Origin of the sequence: Paenibacillus brasilensis, assembly GCF_009363115.1 — a bacterium.
Classification (GTDB): domain Bacteria; phylum Bacillota; class Bacilli; order Paenibacillales; family Paenibacillaceae; genus Paenibacillus; species Paenibacillus brasilensis.
Genome location: NZ_CP045298.1, coordinates 743940 through 761026, shown reverse-complemented (window position 1 = coordinate 761026; position 17087 = coordinate 743940). Strand labels below are relative to the sequence as shown.

Here is a 17087-nt window from a genome sequence, read left to right as displayed (position 1 = left end):
CATTGGCTTAAGGTCATCCTTTCGATACTTTATTGTTTATAAACATACCATAAATTTAATTATAAGGAAATGAAAGGATAAATCAGAAGAATCCAACTCGTCCTTCGGCCGCATTTTTTAACCAGTCCTGCTTGCGGCTCTTATCCAGCTCGCCCCGCATGTCTTTAAGTATCAGCTCGATATCTGCTTTTCCATGCTCGTGCCATTCCAGCGCAGCGCTGACATACAGCTCTCCGAGCTGTGCCAGCGAAAAGCCGCCGGTCAACGCCGCTGCCTTCTGCGTACCTGCTTCTCCTGCAAAAACAAGGAAGTTGCGCAGCTTGAGATATGCTAATCGCAGCGCTTCGTCAGGCAAACTGATTTCATAGGCTCGGTCGAAGCGACCTGCCCGGTTCATCAGACCAGGATCAATTTTTTCAGGATAATTGGTCGTTCCGATCAGGAAGATGCCCTCCTTGGAGGTGGCACCATCAAGCGTATTCAGGAAAAAGGAACGAACCTCTTGCGGCATGGAATCAATGTCCTCAATGACCAACACCATCGGAGCTAGGCGGGTAGCCGCCTCGAATACCTCTTTGACCGATTCACTGGTTGTGTACTCGGTAATTTGCCAGTAGGCTGCCGGCCCCGGTACACTGCTCGCAATTGATTTTACAAGTGTCGTTTTGCCGTTGCCCGGATGACCGTACAGCAGTATACCGCGTTTGTAAGGAATGTTATAAGTCTGATAGAAGGTGCGATCTGCTTCAAAAAACTGATCGAGTGAACGGAAAATATCTCGCTTGATTTCGGCTTTTAATATAACGTCTTCCCGCGTAATCGCCCGGGTAATGGGTTCTGCCTGCCGGGAAAGCCCACGGCTTGTATCGGTAAACACGGTCACCCGCTTCATATTTTGCTTGCGTTCACGACCGCGTACTCCCGCGAGGAAGCTTTGCAACTCCTGATCGCCTGTCGCAAATACGTAATCTTCATTATATACGCCATTCTCACGAAAGAAGGGAACCCGCGCCAGCGCGATGCCCCACTTGGGATAGGCGAACACATTATTACGCATCGACAGATGCACGCCGTATTCTGGAGTCGGACCGTCATCGTCATATTGGATGGTGCGTTCCTCCAAACGATCAAAGACCCGTGCCACATGCTCCAGCTCCGGGCTGCCTGAACGAATGTCCTCCTCCAGCAAGTCCCAATACTCAATATTGGGATCATCACTGGCATACAGCTCATATTTTATGCCATAGCGATTATATAGTGCTTCGCTGATGCCGTCGATCAGACGGGCATAAGCGGCATAGCCGGTAATACGCCCATCTGTATGTTCATCAAATTGGTAAATAGCAGGGATGTCTATACTCAAATTATTTGGCTCCTTTCAGGGCGGCCAGCGGCTTGCATTTGGCTACAACAGCTGCGAGTCCTGCCCCGGTGACACTTTCAATAATATCATCTACATTTTTGTAGGCTTGCGGAGATTCGTCGAGAATGCTTTCCAGCGATGCCTGATTAACCACAATCTCATCGTCTGTCCCTACACCCAACGCTCCGGCAAAATCATCTACACTAACGAGCCGTTTGGTCGCAGACCGTGAACGAATACGGCCCGCTCCATGGCAAATGGAGTGGTAGTTATCCTGACCGCCCGGCAAACCGACCATAATATAAGAGGCTGTACCCATAGAGCCTGGAATCAGGGCCGGGTGCCCGGTTGTCTGATAGGGTCGCGGATTGTCGGGATGACCTGCCGGGAGTGCGCGTGTAGCACCTTTACGATGTACGAACACGCTGCCGTGCTCCGGATGAGATTCCTTCCAAGCATAATTGTGCATCAGATCGTACAAGGTACGCAACTCGCACCTTGTACCAAAGACATCGCGGAAGGCCTCGCGTACGGAATAGGCGATCAGATGCCGATTCACCACGGCATAGTTCAGCGCAGAATACATCATATCAACATAATGTACAGCCTCGGGATGATCCAGCGGTGCGAATACCAGTCTTGGGTCGGAGGTGCCGAGTCCGAGACGTCCCATTGCTTTGGCAATGGCAGACGAGCTGGTCTGGCTGATGGCTCCACCCCAAGCCCGTGATCCGGAATGGATCATTACGGCCACCTGACCGTCAAACATGCCCCAGGCTTCGGCTGTTTCGCGGTTTTCTTCCGCAATTTCAATCGCCTGTATTTCGACGAAATGATTGCCGCCGCCTAGCGTGCCAAGCTGTCGGTGAGCTCGGTGCCACGTGCGATCTTCGACGAGATTCAGTACCTCCTCGTCAAATGAGAACTTACTGTGTTCTACATGGGTGAGCGAGGTGGATTTTTTGGGTGTGTATCTATCCGGAATATATTTATTGGGTAAGCCATGCAGGCCCTTGCGTACAATATGCTCCAGTCGAATATCCGAATAATGCCCGCGCTGGTGAGCTTCCATCGGCAGGTATTGGTCGATGGTCTTGACCAGCTTGCGGCGCAGCTTGGTTTCCTTTAGGGCATCCTTGTGCATATTGGTCAGGTGGACACGCATGCCGCAGCCAATATCGCTGCTGACGATGGAGGGGGATACATACCCGTCCTCCATTCCCCATACAGCCGTTGTACCAATGCAGGTTCCGACGCCTACATGTACATCCGGTGTGTATCCCATATAGCGGATACCGGGGATTTGTAAATTGTTATTAGCCATCTCGAACACTTTGTAATCGAGCGAGGAGAAAAGCTGCGGAGAAGCATATACGGTCAAATCACCTGCTGGAAGCTTCATCAGATGGCTATATGGCCCTTCTTGGAAGGACGAGTCTCGGGTATGTTGTATATTCATATAATTGGTGTAGTTCCCTTCTTCATGTAAATGAATTAAATCCTGCATAAACTAGAATTTGAAAAAATAAAAAAAGCCGCAGACTTGTCGTCTACGGCTTCCTGCACCGAAAGTGTCATTACATTTATGATCTGTACATCATAAATACGTAAAATAACTTATTCTTCCAATAGCATAAAAAATAAAAAAGCCTGGTTAATCACACCGTCAGACAGCGTGATATCACCCATCATGTCGCCCGAACGGGGCCGATGAGACGAAAATTCAAATATGTGGTTGTATTCATGTCTGTCGGCCCCCTTTTCCTAAAGTTAATTGTTATGTTAATGGAAACCTGTGGAAGCTGTCAACCCTGAAAGGCAGAAGCATGGAGAGAAGATATGAATTTATTCATAGTGAAGTGTGAGTAACATCATATTTCAATTGGTCCAAAGCTGTTATTGTACTAAATATTCAAATATTCAGATATTGTTGATCATTTACAGGGAAATTTGTATGAGAGGGATGGAGCAAGCATGGAAGGAGATCTCCAGAAGTTTAAGGCCGACTTTTTCAAAGCATTGGCTCACCCTCTGCGCATCCGTATTTTGGAGGTGCTGAGTGAAGGAGAGAGGAATGTGAACGAGCTGCAGACTGCTCTCGGTTCCGAAGGTTCTGCCGTATCGCAGCAATTGGCCATTTTGCGGGCCAAAAATTTGGTAAACAGCTTCAAGGAAGGGACAACGGTCGTGTACTCATTGCGTGACCCGCTTTTGACGGAGCTGCTTGTGGTGGCGCGGCGGATTTTTGACAATCATTTGGTTGAGGCTATTTCGTTGCTGGAAGGTATACGCAACGAGAAGTAATGCTATTACAGAAAAGAAGGGTTACAGGGATGAAGTGGATAGGAAGGTTCGAGGGCTATAATGCAGGGGCTTTGCGAAAGGATCTGATTTCCGGGTGTATTGTTGCGATTGTGGCGATTCCGCTTGGCATGGCGTTTGCCATTGCATCAGGGGTAAAGCCCGAATATGGGCTGTACACAACCATAGTGGCAGGAATTTTGGTTTCGCTGCTGGGAGGGTCCAAATTCCAGATTGGAGGACCTACAGGTGCCTTTATTCCCATTTTGCTCGCTATTGTCATGCAATACGGTTATGAAAATTTACTCATAGCCGGTTTTATGGCGGGGATTATACTCGTCTTAATGGGCGTGCTAAGGCTGGGTGCACTGATCAAGTTTATTCCCAAGCCGGTAACGATTGGGTTTACGGCGGGGATTGCCGTGACGATCTTCAGCGGTCAGATTGCCAACTTTCTCGGCTTGCGCGGGGTAGAGCGGCATGAAACTTTTTTACCTTCTATGGCGGAACTGATCCATCGTTTGCCTTCACTGAATGTGTATAGCATTCTAACGGCTTGTATCTGTCTCGCCGCCCTGATTTGGGTGCCTAAAAAGTGGCCCAAGGTACCGGGGTCACTGGTCGGCTTACTCTTGTCAACATTGGTAGCCGCCTGGCTTTTTCCGGGGCAGGTGGCTACCATCGGCTCTGCTTATGGGGCCATTCCTGCTTCTTTGCCTGAACTGCATATTCCAGCGCTGACTTGGGACTTGATCGTGAAGCTATTGCCACCGGCACTCGTAATTGCGATGCTGGGTGCTATTGAATCTCTGCTATCAGCAGTGGTAGCTGACGGAATGACGGGTACAAAGCATAACAGCAATCGCGAACTGGTTGGCCAAGGGATAGCTAATTTGCTGACACCGCTGTTTGGCGGCATTCCTGCGACCGGCGCAATTGCCCGCACCGCCACAAATATCCGCAACGGTGCGGTTTCTCCTATGTCAGGCATCGTGCATGGGTTCGTTGTGTTCCTCATTCTGGTGCTTTTTGCTCCTTATGCATCCAATATTCCGTTGGCAAGTATGGCTCCGGTATTGATGATCGTGGCCTGGAATATGAGTGAGCGCAAGCATTTTGCACATATTCTCAAGACGCGGACAGCGGATTCTATCGTGCTGGTCGTCACCTTTCTGCTGACCGTTTTTACGACGCTGACCACAGCTGTTGAGGTGGGGCTGATTTTGGCGGTAGTGCTGTTCGTCAAACGTATGAGCAGTACACTTTCGGTGAATAAGGTACTGCCTGATCCTTCTGTAAAACATGAAAAAGTCGGCGCACATATGGTCACAGAACAGCATGATTGCCCACAGGTGGCCATTTATAATGTGGAAGGTCCGCTGTTTTTTGGTGCAGCTTCTGTATTGGAAAGCTCAGGAATGGGGGGCAAGGCTGATCGCCAACAAGGGATTTTGTTGCTGCGGATGGGTAAGGTCCCTTTTATGGACATGACGGGAGAAGCCAATTTTACCGTATTAATTCAGAAATACCGACAGTTTGGCGGAACAGTGCTTGTGTCGGGGCTTCAGCCTCAACCGCAGGCATTACTACAGAAAACCGGATGCTACGACATGATTGGACAAGAGCATTTTTTCGAACACACCGGAGAAGCGATTACAGCAGCCCTTGCACTGGTGAATCAGAACCAATGTTTTGGATGCAGGCAAATGGCTTTTCGGGAATGTGGCACCCTGTGCCGCAAATCGCAAGAACAGCCGGGAGGAGCAGGCTTGCATAAGCCAGCCGCCCAGTCCAAGTCTTCCTTTCCTGATAGTGCTGTTTCAGTTTCGATATCCGTAAATAGCGGCAGCTAGCGCGTTTCTGGATTTGCTACCGAATGCCGAATAATCTCTTCTATTTCCCGATACAAGCGCACAGGCAAGACTCGCACGCGCTTGGAAAATGGAAGAGATTTTTTTCTGCTTAAAGAAAAAAAGGAGTAAAATTCAAAAAAATGCTTGAATATCTGATTTTATGACACTATACTAGATTCAAAAGATACCAAGTTTCACATTGTTTTGTTTTAAATTGTATTTTAATATACGGATATTAACCTCCTCGATAACTTCTAGTTTTTTTACCCTACCTTTTTCTTCATTTTTTCTCTTACTTTCTTCGAGATTTATTCACATTTTCCAGACCCTATTATCGCTCTCAGCGGTCTGCACCAAGGGTTCGTTCATCTCAGAATGAAGGCCTATGGATATCACCCCGGCATCTATATTTTTTTAAGGAGGTGAGTAGCAGAGGCTATTTTGTGAGCTTTTGATACGGTTGTCAGAAGATTGTTCTTGAGAATCAAAAAACCAAGTAAAGTGAGATGGAAAGTATTGATTAAGTCGAAAAATATCAAAAAGACGCTGTCGGTCAGTTTTACCGCTCTTCTTGCTTTTTCTCTGATTTCTCCGGTGTATGGGGATTCGAGCTCAACCTCCTCGGCAGGAGCTTCGACTATTTCCGCCAAGGTTTCAGCCAAGCTGAACCAGCAATTCAGTAACAGCGAGTATGTCACCTACCTGGTTAAATTAAAAGATCAGGTAGACACGGAGTCGGTTGCGAAGCATGCTCTTCAAAAGGCTTCTGCAGAGCAGATTTCCCCCGCTGCTGCCAAGCTGTCTGTACGTACAACAGTTGTGAACTCGCTTATGGATACAGCAGAAAAAACGCAACAACCTGTGGAAGAATATTTGAAGAAGGAAGTCAACAACGGCAACGTTAAAAAGTACAAGAGCTACTTTATCGTCAACGCACTTGCGGTAACGAGTACCAAAGAGGTACTGGATAATCTGGCTACACTGCCTGAGGTGGATAAAATTTTACCGGATGAAAAACGCGAGCTGCAAAAGGTTGAAATAGACAAGGATGCCCAGCCAGCAGACCGGGAAGCGACAGCCGAACAAGCTGCTGCAGACACGGCTGTAACGGAAGAGAATGCACAGAAGTCGGTGGAGGAATCTGTATACAAGGATGCTGTAACACCTAGCCGAGCCGAATGGAATATTTCCAAAGTCAAAGCACCACAGGTGTGGGCCAAGGGCATTGATGGCAAAGGGGTTGTCGTTGCCAATCTCGATACAGGCGTAGATTATACGCACCCGGCGCTGAAAAGAAAATGGCGTGGTTTGAATGCTTCCGGCCAAGTCGTTAACCCAGAACTGAGCTGGTATGATGCGGTTAACGGAGCATCGCTGCCGGCAGATACAGAAGGACATGGAACACATACGATGGGTACGATCGTTGGCTCGGACAGTAATGGTACGAATGAGATCGGTGTTGCTCCCGGTGCTCAATGGATTGCCGTTCGAGTGTTTAATCCGGATACTACAGACTCCATCTTGCTGGATGGTGGACAGTGGATTCTTGCTCCTGTAGATAAAAGCGGCGAAAAGCACCCTGAGCTTGCACCGGATGTGGTGAATAACTCCTGGGGCGGCGGGCCTGGTCTGGATGAATGGTACCGTCCAGTTACCAAAGCGTGGAGAGCGGCTCAGATATTCCCCGAGTTCTCCGCAGGCAACACAACATGGTCAAATCCGGGCGGAGCCGGGTCTGTAGCCAATCCGGCGAATTTGCCGGAAGCTTATGCCACAGGGGCCACCGACGTTAACAACAAGCTGGCCAGCTTCTCGCTGCGCGGTCCTTCTCCTTATGGCGAAGTGAAGCCTGAAATTTCGGCTCCTGGTGTAAACATTCGCTCTTCTGTACCTGGCGGAGTGTATGAGGGGGGATGGAACGGTACTTCCATGGCAGGTCCGCATACAGTCGGATTGGTGGCACTGCTTCTCCAGGCCAAGCCATCTTTGACGGTAGATCAGCTGGAGGATGTGATTTCAAAAACAGCGACGCCGCTGACTGACAGCCAGTATCGGTCTTCACCGAACAATGGCTACGGCTATGGTCTGATCGACGCGCTCGCTGCGGTGAATTCAGTACTTAACTAGAAGGATCGGATAAATTAAAAAAGACTTCGAAAATCCCTTTGAGCGGCTCGTACAGAGATTGCATACACCTGCTAACCGTGTAATGCACCGTTTACGCAGCCGCTATAAAGGGGTTTTCGTACATAATAGAAGATAAATTTCATAGAATTGCAAGAAAAATGCAAGAAAACTACTTGTATATCTGTTTTGATAACTTTATACTATCCATATTATATATTTATATAACAATTTTTAATATAAATTGTCATGATATAACATGCTTTTTTCTTAGAAGTACTCCTGCTTTCTCTCCTTGGTATCTACTGAATTTCACCACTTGCATTTGAAGCGTTAATTCACCTATGAAGTACATCCATCTATGAACAACCACATATTTTTGTGCCTCTATATTTTATGAAGGAGGTGGTTGCCAACCACATCGTGTCACGCAGCCCGTGTGTTCGGTGTGCAAGGCATGAGGTCTAGCTTTCGAACAGGTTATTCCGGAAACATTAAACCTAGTAAAAGGAGTGGAGAAGTAATTGATTAAGCCTAAACGATTCAAGAAGCCACTATCTATCGGACTATCTTTACTTATGGCCTTTTCTTTTGTACAACCCGCTTTGGCGAATAACACACCGGATGGCTCCAAGCTGGAGCTGAAATCAGCTTCGCACAAGGTTACGACCGCGAAAGTATCTCCGAAACTAACCAAGCAGTTTGAGGAGAACAACTATGTTACCTATCTGGTTAAATTAAAAGAACAGGTGGACACCAACAAGGTTTCCAAAAATGCTCTCCAAAAGGCCTCACTTGAGAAAATAACACCCTCCGCTGCCAAAATGGCTGCACGCAGCCATGTAATCAGCTCTTTACGCGAAACAGCTTCCAGAACCCAATACGGGCTTGAAAATTATTTGGATAAGCAGTCGAAGGACGGTGGAGTGAAGGAATATAAAAGCTATTTTATTGTGAATGCTCTGGCTGTCACAAGCACCAAGGAGGTGCTGGATCATATTTCGAAGCTGCCTGAAGTTGATAAAATTTTGCCGAATGAAACACGTTATTTGCAGAAAGTGACGGTTGACAAGCAGGCAGAGGGAACCGACGTCAAAACAGCTGAAAAAGCGACAGCAGTAATGGCAAATTCTGAAACGGCAGAGAAAGCTGTAGAGCCGGATAAAGACGATGGAAAAACATCGGCCAAGCCCGGCAATGCAGGCAAGAATGCTGTAGACCCGTCTACGGTGGAATGGAATATATCCCATATTAACGCACCACAAGTTTGGGAAAAAGGAATTGACGGAACCGGAATCGTGGTCGCCAACCTGGATACTGGCGTAGATTACACACATCCGGCCCTGCATCGCAAATGGCGTGGACTGGATGCAGCAGGCAATATTGTGAATCCTGAGCTGAGCTGGTACGATCCGCATAGTCATGCGACGCTTCCAGTCGATCAGGAAGACGATTCCCATGGTACGCATACGATGGGCACGATGGTCGGCTCCGAGGAAAACGGAACGAACCGAATTGGTGTTGCACCAGGTGCAAAGTGGATTGCGGTTCGGATTTTTAATCCGGAAACAACGGATGCGATTATCCTGGACGGCGGTCAGTGGCTGCTTGCGCCCAAAGATGCCCAAGGCAATCTGCATCCCGAGCTTGCACCAGATGTAGTGAACAACTCGTGGGGAGGTGGACCCGGTCTGGATGAATGGTTCCGGCCTGTGGTTCAGGCATGGCGTGATGCCCAAATATTCCCTGAATTCTCTGCAGGTAACACCACTCTTTCCAATCCGGGTGGACCTGGATCGGTAGCCAATCCGGCCAACTATCCGGAATCCTTTGCCACTGGGGCAACTGATATCAATGATAAACTGGCAAGCTTCTCATTGCTGGGACCATCGCCATACGGCGAGATAAAGCCCGAAGTTACCGCACCGGGAGTCAATATCCGGTCATCCGTCGCTGGCGGTGGCTATAAAGGCGGATATAATGGAACCTCCATGGCGGGTCCGCATGTTGCAGGTCTTGCAGCACTGCTGCTGCAAGCGAATCATTCTCTTACCGTAGACCAGCTTGAGGAAATTTTGATGAACACAGCTACACCGCGTACAGACAGCACATATCCTGCTTCGCCAAACAATGGCTATGGACATGGTGTCATTAATGCGTTGGATGCTGTGGGTTCGGTCATCCAGGGTCTGGGCTCCGTATCCGGTAAAGTTGTAACAGGTGGAGACGATTTGGAAGCGCCTGTTCTTGAGCATACACCGCCTGCTGCAGCATTCGAGGGCATTGATATACCTCTGACCGCCCATGCAACGGATAATGTCGGTGTGACAGCAGTTGAAGCATTTGCCAAAACAGCGGGTACGTCAAACTATGTATATATTCCGTTGGAACGAACCTCCGGCGACAGCAAAGACGGTACATATCAAGCGTCCATCCCGACTTTTTTGGTGAACAGCGCCGGTCTGGAATACTATATCCGTGTAAATGATTACGGTAATAACGGTTTTGAAACTGAAGTATACAAGGTGAATGTCTCCAAAGGCGTTAAACCGGGCTACACACAGGATTTTGAAAAAGATATTGCAGGTATCAATATCGGCGGACAGGGCAGTGTCTGGAAATGGGGAACCCCGGTAAGCGGCCCCGGAAGTGCACACTCGGGTACGAAGGTCCTCGCGACCAATCTCGAAGGCCTATACCAAACCAATTCCAACAGTTATTTTATGGCGCCTCCGATTGATCTGACCGAAAGCCCAAAAGGGGCACTGGTTAGCTTCAAGCATTGGTACGATCTTGAAAACAATTCTGATTTCGGCAAGGTGTATGTAGCGACCACCAATAGTCAGAATGCATTTGAGCAGGTCTTATCGTTTACCGGCACCAGCAACGGCTGGAAAACGCAGTATCTTGATTTGCGAGCATTTGCCGGTCAAAAGGTATACCTCCTATTCAACTTTACAAGTGACAATACGATTGTAAAGGATGGCTGGTACATCGACGATCTGTCGATTCAGGAACCGGACACTGTTGCACCTGCAGCTCCGGGTAATCTGACTGCCGGAGCAGATACTGTCGGCAACGTTGCGCTGGCCTGGAATGCTTCATCCGATGAAGATGTGAGGCAGTACAAGGTGTACCGTTCCACCCAATCAGGCAAGGATTATGCTTCTATCGGTACAACCACGGGACTGACCTTCACCGATACGATCACCGTTGGCAGTGCGACCTATCATTATGCCGTGGCGGCCGAGGATTATAGCGGCAATGAGGGAGCCAAGTCGAATGAGGTCTCTCTGAGAGTAGACGTGCCAGATACGCTGTATAGCGATCATTTCGACGGCAGCTCGGATAATGGCTGGACTCATTCCGGTACCAAGGATGAATGGGAGCGTGGCATTCCTAAAGTCGGGCCTGAGAGCGCAGTCTCCAAACCGAATGTGTGGGGAACGGATCTCGATAGCGGCTATGAGAGCGGAGCCGACTTTTCGCTGGTTTCCCCAAAAATTAATTTGAATGGTGTGCGCAACGCGACACTTACCTTCAACCACTGGTTTGAAATTGAAGCCGGCTATGACTTCGGTTATGTAGAAGTGTCTAAAAACAATGGCGACACTTGGACTGAGCTGGGCAAATTCTCTCATAACACCAACGGGAAGAAATGGGCTCCGGTTTATTACAATCTCGATAGCTATACCGGCAATGAGATTCAAGTTCGTTTCCGCTTGAAATCGGATAACAGTGTGAACAAAAGCGGCTGGTACATTGACGATTTCCGTGTGCTGGGCATTCCAGCTTCGACAGTGACCAAGGACATCGTACCTGAGTCAAATATCAAACCACAAAAAGCGGAGGAACAATTCCCGCTGTACAAAATTACAAGTACCGAAAAGAGTGAATTCCAGGAAAAAGTGAAGCCGGCGGAAACGACGGTGGACAGTGGACGTGTCGGCCTCGACAGTCTTCCAGCCAGCGCCACGGTCACTGTACTGGAAACGGGACGTTCGGTGAAAACCGATCCGACCACAGGTAAATACAGCTTCATTCACGTAGCGGGTGACTATACGCTGAAGGCTGAAGCCTATGGCTACGAGCCTCAAACGAAACAGGTCACGATTGAGAATAATAAAGTAGTCAGAGCGAATTTTAGTCTCCAAGCCGTACCTCATGGTACGATTCACGGAGTCATTACCGACAAGCAATCCGGTGAACCCATCCAAAAAGCGAAAGTGATGGTGCTGGAGGATGCACATATTGCTCCGGTAGAGACGAATGAAGCTGGAGAATTTACACTGGACGTGCTGGAAGGAACCTATACATTATCCATTTCAGCCGAGAATTATTATAGCGACAGTATATCCGTTACAGCTCCTCCGAACGGCAGTGTGGAAGCGAACGTCACGTTGAAGCCTTTTATTGGCTTCCAGGGAGGCATCGCTTATGATGACGGCACAGGGGAAAATGCCAGAGCCTTTAACGCGGCCGGCAATTCTTGGGCAGTCAGAATGACACCTGAGTCGGAAGTGGCTCAAGTGACAGGCGCATCACTTCTGTTCTGGAACTCAGCCTTCCCGAATCCGGGCGGAACGGCATTCCAATACTCTGTTTATGATGCCTCCGGTGCGGCGGGCGCACCCGGACGCCTGCTGGCTGGTCCATTTGACGGGACGGCTGTACGGGATGAGACACAATGGACAACCGTACAGCTCCCAGAGCCGGTAACGGTTCAAGGTGACTTTTACATTGTCTATACGCAGTCTGCTGCAGGCACACAGTCACCGGGTCTTGCTACAGACGAGAGTGGGCCGAATGCACTTCGCAGCTGGCAGGGCGTGAGTGGAACATGGAGCCAATCACCTGAAGATGAAGGAAACTACATGATTCGGGCTATCGTTAGATATCCGGTGAATGCTCCAACGATCACGACACCTACGAAGGCAACCTACACGCAGGAAGAAAAGATTACCGTAACAGGTACTTCCCCGGCAGAAGGAGCTGATATTCAGCTCTTTAACGGCAAGGAGCTGGCTGGCACAACCAAGGTGAAGGATCGTCAGTTCAGTCTGTCGGTCGATCTTCAGCCAGGTGCCAATCCGCTCAGCGTTCAAGCGGCGGTATACGGCAAAGTAACGGATCGTTCCGAGCCGGTGGTTGTGACGCTTGACCAGACAAAACCGGGCCTGATCTTGACCTCGCCCGATGAAGGTGCCCGTACGAATACGGGGGTTGTCAGTGTGGTCGGTACGGTATACGACGAGTTCCTCTCCGAGCTGACAATTAACGGCGAGCCAGCCAAATTTGGAAGTGACGGCAGCTTTAACAAGCGTTTGCTTATCAACGAAGGAGAAAATCAGATTACGGTGACGGCCAAGGATCTGGCCAAAAATGAAACGACCGTTACTCGTTCGGTGTATGTCGATACAGCCCTGCCGAAGCTGGAGAACATTAGGCCTGCGGAGGATGTGCGTATCACTCCAGGGGAGCCGGTACGAGTATCCTTCGACAGTGCATCCGGCTTGGAGGCATCCTTCCACGTGGAGCTGCCCTTCAATTTGTCCACCTTAGGACAGAATGAAATTCCGTTAAATGAAACTTCGTCAGGACACTATGAAGGTACTTATTTCACTTCGTCTTCTCTCAATCTGGAAGGCGGAGTCATCGCCATCCGGGTAAGAGACGCGGCAGGGAATGAAGTGAAGACGGAAGCGCCGGGAAGATTGTATGTAACTACATCCAATGAAAAGCCTGTAGCGATTATTCAGGCAAATGATTCGGCCAAGAAGAACAAGAATGTACAATTTAACGCAAAAGCTTCTCGTGACGTAGATGGTGAAATTGTCAGCTACAGCTGGGATTTTGGTGATGGCGATACAGCCATCGGCTCCAAGGTGAAGCATAAATTCACTACAGCCGGAACATATACTGTGGAGCTAACGGTGACGGATAATGCTGGCGCAACCGGTAAAGCGGTGCATACAATTACGATCCGTTAACGGAAGTAAGAATGATAATGTTTCCTTTAAAATAGTGATGAAGGCCCAAGCAAGCCACCGTTTATCGAGGCTTGCTTGGGCCATTTTTAATTGTCGAACTGTTCAGGAAGCGATACAATAATTAGAAACAAATAAAGTGAATATAATCACAATTAAGTATTATTTTAAGCGGGAGAGGATCATATGATTCATTTGCAAAAAGAAAGCGGACGTATCCGCCTTGTACTGGATGCCTATTTTATGGGGGAGGATATCGTCGTACTCATTTCAGGCGGTGATCAGCCCCATCTGGGAACGATTACAGCGGGGGCCAGACTGGAGCCCATTCAAACCGTGCAATTGCAATCCCACAAGGAATTTTATATTACCGAGGAAATTGCAGTTCGCTTGCGAAAAGAGTTTGCAGGCAACTTTGCGATTTGCTGTGGGGCGCATTTGGACAATACAACCAAGGAAGAAATCAGAGTGCTGACCGATATGGCAATACAATTGGGGAAAGAGCTTATTGGAGAACTCAGGGCAAGACACCTGTAGCGACCACTTTAAGTAAATTCCCGAATGAGTAGATTGCGATAAGGATACTTACTGAAGGGGTACTTAAAAAGCAGGGCAAAGCCGTAATCCTCAATCTGTACGGATTTTAGCGCAGAGGATGGGATCAAACTGCGGATCATCACAGTCACCGCATGCTGGTCTCGTCTGTTGATCGCTTTAGCTAAAGCAGAAGCAAAGCATTGATTGTGTGCCAGCTCCCGGTACAGCGGAAAAACGGCTCTGGCGATGGCACGATGGACTCTCGGCTCAAACGTAAATTGCACTGTTCCCGGTGGAATCGTCGTTCCGTTCGTATAATAAAGCATCGGTGGTTGAACCAAAAAGGAAATAAAGTAGCCGATGCCGTTCGTGCCTAATCCTTGTTTGGCGGCGAGTGGCGCTACCGAGCAAAGAAGGGATTTCATCCGATCCAAATTGCCCTTCACCACAGCCTGTGACCATTGAACGGCAAAACCATGACGGGTCGCGATTGCTTTGTAAAACGACAGCATGGCGACGGATATTTTTCTGAGCGTGTCAGCTTTTAAACGTTTGTGAGGTGAGCCTCTTCTGCGGGATATTGCACGATATGACATAGCTCCGTCCTCCTTGGCAGGATGCTCTCATGGAGCGCATTTTATCTGTAATAGGTAAAATACTGTATGCTCAATTCGCACAATAGGTGCGTATGAAGCCGATGGTTCTTCTTTTTGACATAAACGAGTATATGAAAGTAGACAAAATTATGAATATTAGCTTGGTTTATTATTTTTTAAAATAAGTACTGTCCTGATTTGTAAGATTGTGGTACCCTAGAACGTATATATTGCTATTTTACATATTGGAGTTGAATTAGACAGATGAGTGATTTATACAAAGAGCCTCGATCTTCCGACTCTTTTCAGGAGACGAACGATTATAACGCCCCGTTTAACCAGCTCCCAGTGGTTCCACCTACAAACAGTAAGGCTGTTGCCTCGATGGTACTCGGGATTTTATCGGTTGTCATTCCTTATCTTGGGTTGATTATCGGAATAGTTGGCATTATTTTGTCCAGCCTTTCCCTGAAGGAAATTAATCGTTATGGCGAACAAGGCAGAGGTATGGCGATTGCCGGACTGGTATGTAGTATTATTGGGACACTGATTTATACATTGATCATCCTTTCCTTAGTCGTTGTTTTTGTGATAGCGGCCTCAAGTGGCGATACGGACATTTTCTCAGACATTTAATGGCATTCTTGTATCTGTAACCTTCACGATTTGGATTTCTGATGCTATGATAAATGGAGTCTAATGAAGGAGAGTGAAGGCCGTATGGCACGTACTCGAACACAAAAAGCACTAAGCAAGGCGAAGCGCGCAGGAATGTATTGCGCCGCACAGAGTCGCAAAACAAATGGTCATTATGCGGATATATCACAGCATGTACGGATGAGGCCGACCAAGCAGGTACAATTACAAAAAAAGAAGCGAATCGTTCAGAGCGACGCTTCTTTTTTTGTTTTGATACGCGTTTTTTCCGGTTTTTTATAGGAGATGTCACAAACAACCACAGGGCATTCGTTATACAGAATGATGACGGACACACAAGGAGGTGATCCTATCAGCAGGTTTCTTTTTCAGCTTGGCTTTATAAAGTCGCGTATTATCACTGCTTGGATCAAATCAGGAAAAAAAGCCGCTGGTATCAATTCATATCGACCCAAAAGGAGCCAATATAATAGCAATAAAATAGTAGCCCCAATGTTTTTATCTTTATATTTTTAATCTTGAAAGTGTATTTTGGAATACAGGCTTACCGATGTTGGTACAACACACTAAATCATTGTCCATATACATTTCTCCAGCCAGTTCTTTTTCTTTACTAATTCTCTCTTCGTGTTTCTTCAACACTTCAATTACTCCGTCTGTCATATCGATTGAACGTATCCCTGATAAACTTTTAGTACCTTGCTCCATCACCGTGCCCCTCGGTCCCAAGGAGGTTAAAGTTTTAACCAAATAACAACTGCAGGTACGAAAATGCAAGTATGAAGAAAATGAATGCCTTTGTGCTAATCAAACATTATAATACAAAGAGGGCACCTGACGAAGCGTATACTTCGTTTAGGTGCCTGCTTATATACAACGTTAGTATAGAAGTATGTTGATTCCTTGACTTGAACAGTTTATTTCTTTTTTATGCTGCTAAAGCTCCTCAACGACAGGATAAGCCCCAGCACAAAAATGAAACATATACTGATGACCCCGTTCGGAACATGCGTATATGTTCTTCCCAACGTGCCATGTGGAGAAAATAAAACTGGGACCGTCCATGGATAGAGTGTATTTCCAGTTACATTGATCAGAACAAAATTTAAACATATGACCGTGCACATCGCGATCACAGCGTTTATAAATTTTTCCCATCGAATGGCGAAGAAAGATATTATCGGAATGAGCATGGCGTGCATAAGAAACATTTTAGCAAATACCCCAAGCTGATATATAACAATTTCAGAAGTTAAAGGTCTACTTGTAATCAAGGTTCCCAATACAGCAGATATGACAAATGCCAACAGCAAGCTAACCGCAATATACGTATATATAACCAGTAGCTTGCTGAAGTAGATACGCGTTCGACGAACCGGATTTGTGAACAGGGCAATATGAGTGTTTTCCTGATACTCTCTCGTATAGATAAAGATGGTCAAAATATAATAGCTCATATACCCGGTTAGAAAATTGATATTAATTACCAAATCCATAAAGTATGCATTCCAACCGTCACGGTCTATGGAATACTTGGAGCTACCCTCATAACTGAAGGAAATAAAAGCGACCGATAATACTAAAATAATCACGCTCAGAATAAGAATTTTGGTCCATTTCAGCTTCAGCCACTCTGCTTTAAACAGGTTAAGCATAATCCCCCTCCTTT

12 protein-coding genes are annotated in these 17087 nt (G+C 47.4%); 7 read left to right on the top strand and 5 right to left on the bottom strand.

Annotated features, from left to right (window positions below; genetic code table 11):
- Positions 1–82: 82 nt before the first annotated feature.
- Positions 83–1363: an ATP-binding protein gene (locus GCU48_RS03470; protein ID WP_152379064.1), complete on the bottom strand. Its 1281-nt coding sequence runs from the start codon at positions 1361–1363 to the stop codon at positions 83–85.
- A gap of 1 nt (position 1364) precedes the next feature.
- Positions 1365–2822 carry an RtcB family protein gene (locus GCU48_RS03465; RefSeq protein WP_152379063.1) on the bottom strand — a complete coding sequence of 486 codons (1458 nt, stop codon included), beginning with the start codon at positions 2820–2822 and terminating at the stop codon, positions 1365–1367.
- 515 nt (positions 2823–3337) lie between these two features.
- Between GCU48_RS03465 and GCU48_RS03460 the strand changes: the two genes are divergently transcribed.
- The 5 genes from GCU48_RS03460 (at position 3338) to lpdD (ending at position 14165) form a co-directional block, all read left to right on the top strand.
- A complete protein-coding gene (locus tag GCU48_RS03460) occupies positions 3338–3667 on the top strand; it encodes an ArsR/SmtB family transcription factor (protein WP_025716670.1) in 330 nt (109 codons plus the stop codon).
- A gap of 29 nt (positions 3668–3696) precedes the next feature.
- Positions 3697–5517 carry a SulP family inorganic anion transporter gene (locus GCU48_RS03455; RefSeq protein ID WP_152379062.1) on the top strand — a complete coding sequence of 607 codons (1821 nt, stop codon included), beginning with the start codon at positions 3697–3699 and terminating at the stop codon, positions 5515–5517.
- Between the two features lie 516 nt (positions 5518–6033).
- Positions 6034–7644 carry a S8 family serine peptidase gene (locus GCU48_RS03450; RefSeq protein WP_152379061.1) on the top strand — a complete coding sequence of 537 codons (1611 nt, stop codon included), beginning with the start codon at positions 6034–6036 and terminating at the stop codon, positions 7642–7644.
- 521 nt (positions 7645–8165) lie between these two features.
- Entirely contained in the window at positions 8166–13631 is a 5466-nt protein-coding gene (locus tag GCU48_RS03445; RefSeq protein ID WP_152379060.1) for a S8 family serine peptidase, read from the top strand.
- 183 nt (positions 13632–13814) lie between these two features.
- Positions 13815–14165: a prenylated flavin chaperone LpdD gene (gene lpdD, locus GCU48_RS03440; RefSeq protein WP_025719236.1), complete on the top strand. Its 351-nt coding sequence runs from the start codon at positions 13815–13817 to the stop codon at positions 14163–14165.
- A gap of 8 nt (positions 14166–14173) precedes the next feature.
- Here the strand turns inward: lpdD and GCU48_RS03435 are convergent, their stop codons facing one another.
- Positions 14174–14761: a hypothetical protein gene (locus GCU48_RS03435; RefSeq protein WP_152379059.1), complete on the bottom strand. Its 588-nt coding sequence runs from the start codon at positions 14759–14761 to the stop codon at positions 14174–14176.
- A gap of 264 nt (positions 14762–15025) precedes the next feature.
- On the opposite strand from GCU48_RS03435, the gene GCU48_RS03430 reads away from it, so the two are divergent.
- Positions 15026–15397: a DUF4190 domain-containing protein gene (locus GCU48_RS03430; RefSeq protein WP_025721312.1), complete on the top strand. Its 372-nt coding sequence runs from the start codon at positions 15026–15028 to the stop codon at positions 15395–15397.
- 84 nt (positions 15398–15481) lie between these two features.
- Positions 15482–15700 (top strand): hypothetical protein, encoded by a 219-nt coding sequence (locus tag GCU48_RS03425; RefSeq protein ID WP_152379058.1) that lies wholly within the window; start codon positions 15482–15484, stop codon positions 15698–15700.
- 222 nt (positions 15701–15922) lie between these two features.
- Here the strand turns inward: GCU48_RS03425 and GCU48_RS03420 are convergent, their stop codons facing one another.
- A complete protein-coding gene (locus tag GCU48_RS03420) occupies positions 15923–16126 on the bottom strand; it encodes a hypothetical protein (protein ID WP_152379057.1) in 204 nt (67 codons plus the stop codon).
- A gap of 209 nt (positions 16127–16335) precedes the next feature.
- Complete coding sequence (locus tag GCU48_RS03415; protein ID WP_152379056.1) at positions 16336–17073, bottom strand: ABC transporter permease; 738 nt, start codon at positions 17071–17073, stop codon at positions 16336–16338.
- Positions 17074–17087: the final 14 nt, after the last annotated feature.

Bases quoted from the DNA above. Each gene is read 5' to 3' on its own strand.
- GCU48_RS03415 (WP_152379056.1), bottom strand. From the start codon at position 17,073: ATGCTTAACCTGTTTAAAGCAGAGTGGCTGAAGCTGAAATGGACCAAA.
- lpdD (WP_025719236.1), top strand. From the start codon at position 13,815: ATGATTCATTTGCAAAAAGAAAGCGGACGTATCCGCCTTGTACTGGAT.
- GCU48_RS03420 (WP_152379057.1), bottom strand. From the start codon at position 16,126: ATGGAGCAAGGTACTAAAAGTTTATCAGGGATACGTTCAATCGATATG.
- GCU48_RS03455 (WP_152379062.1), top strand. From the start codon at position 3,697: ATGAAGTGGATAGGAAGGTTCGAGGGCTATAATGCAGGGGCTTTGCGA.
- GCU48_RS03465 (WP_152379063.1), bottom strand. From the start codon at position 2,822: ATGAATATACAACATACCCGAGACTCGTCCTTCCAAGAAGGGCCATAT.
- GCU48_RS03460 (WP_025716670.1), top strand. From the start codon at position 3,338: ATGGAAGGAGATCTCCAGAAGTTTAAGGCCGACTTTTTCAAAGCATTG.
- GCU48_RS03430 (WP_025721312.1), top strand. From the start codon at position 15,026: ATGAGTGATTTATACAAAGAGCCTCGATCTTCCGACTCTTTTCAGGAG.
- GCU48_RS03435 (WP_152379059.1), bottom strand. From the start codon at position 14,761: ATGTCATATCGTGCAATATCCCGCAGAAGAGGCTCACCTCACAAACGT.
- GCU48_RS03425 (WP_152379058.1), top strand. From the start codon at position 15,482: ATGGCACGTACTCGAACACAAAAAGCACTAAGCAAGGCGAAGCGCGCA.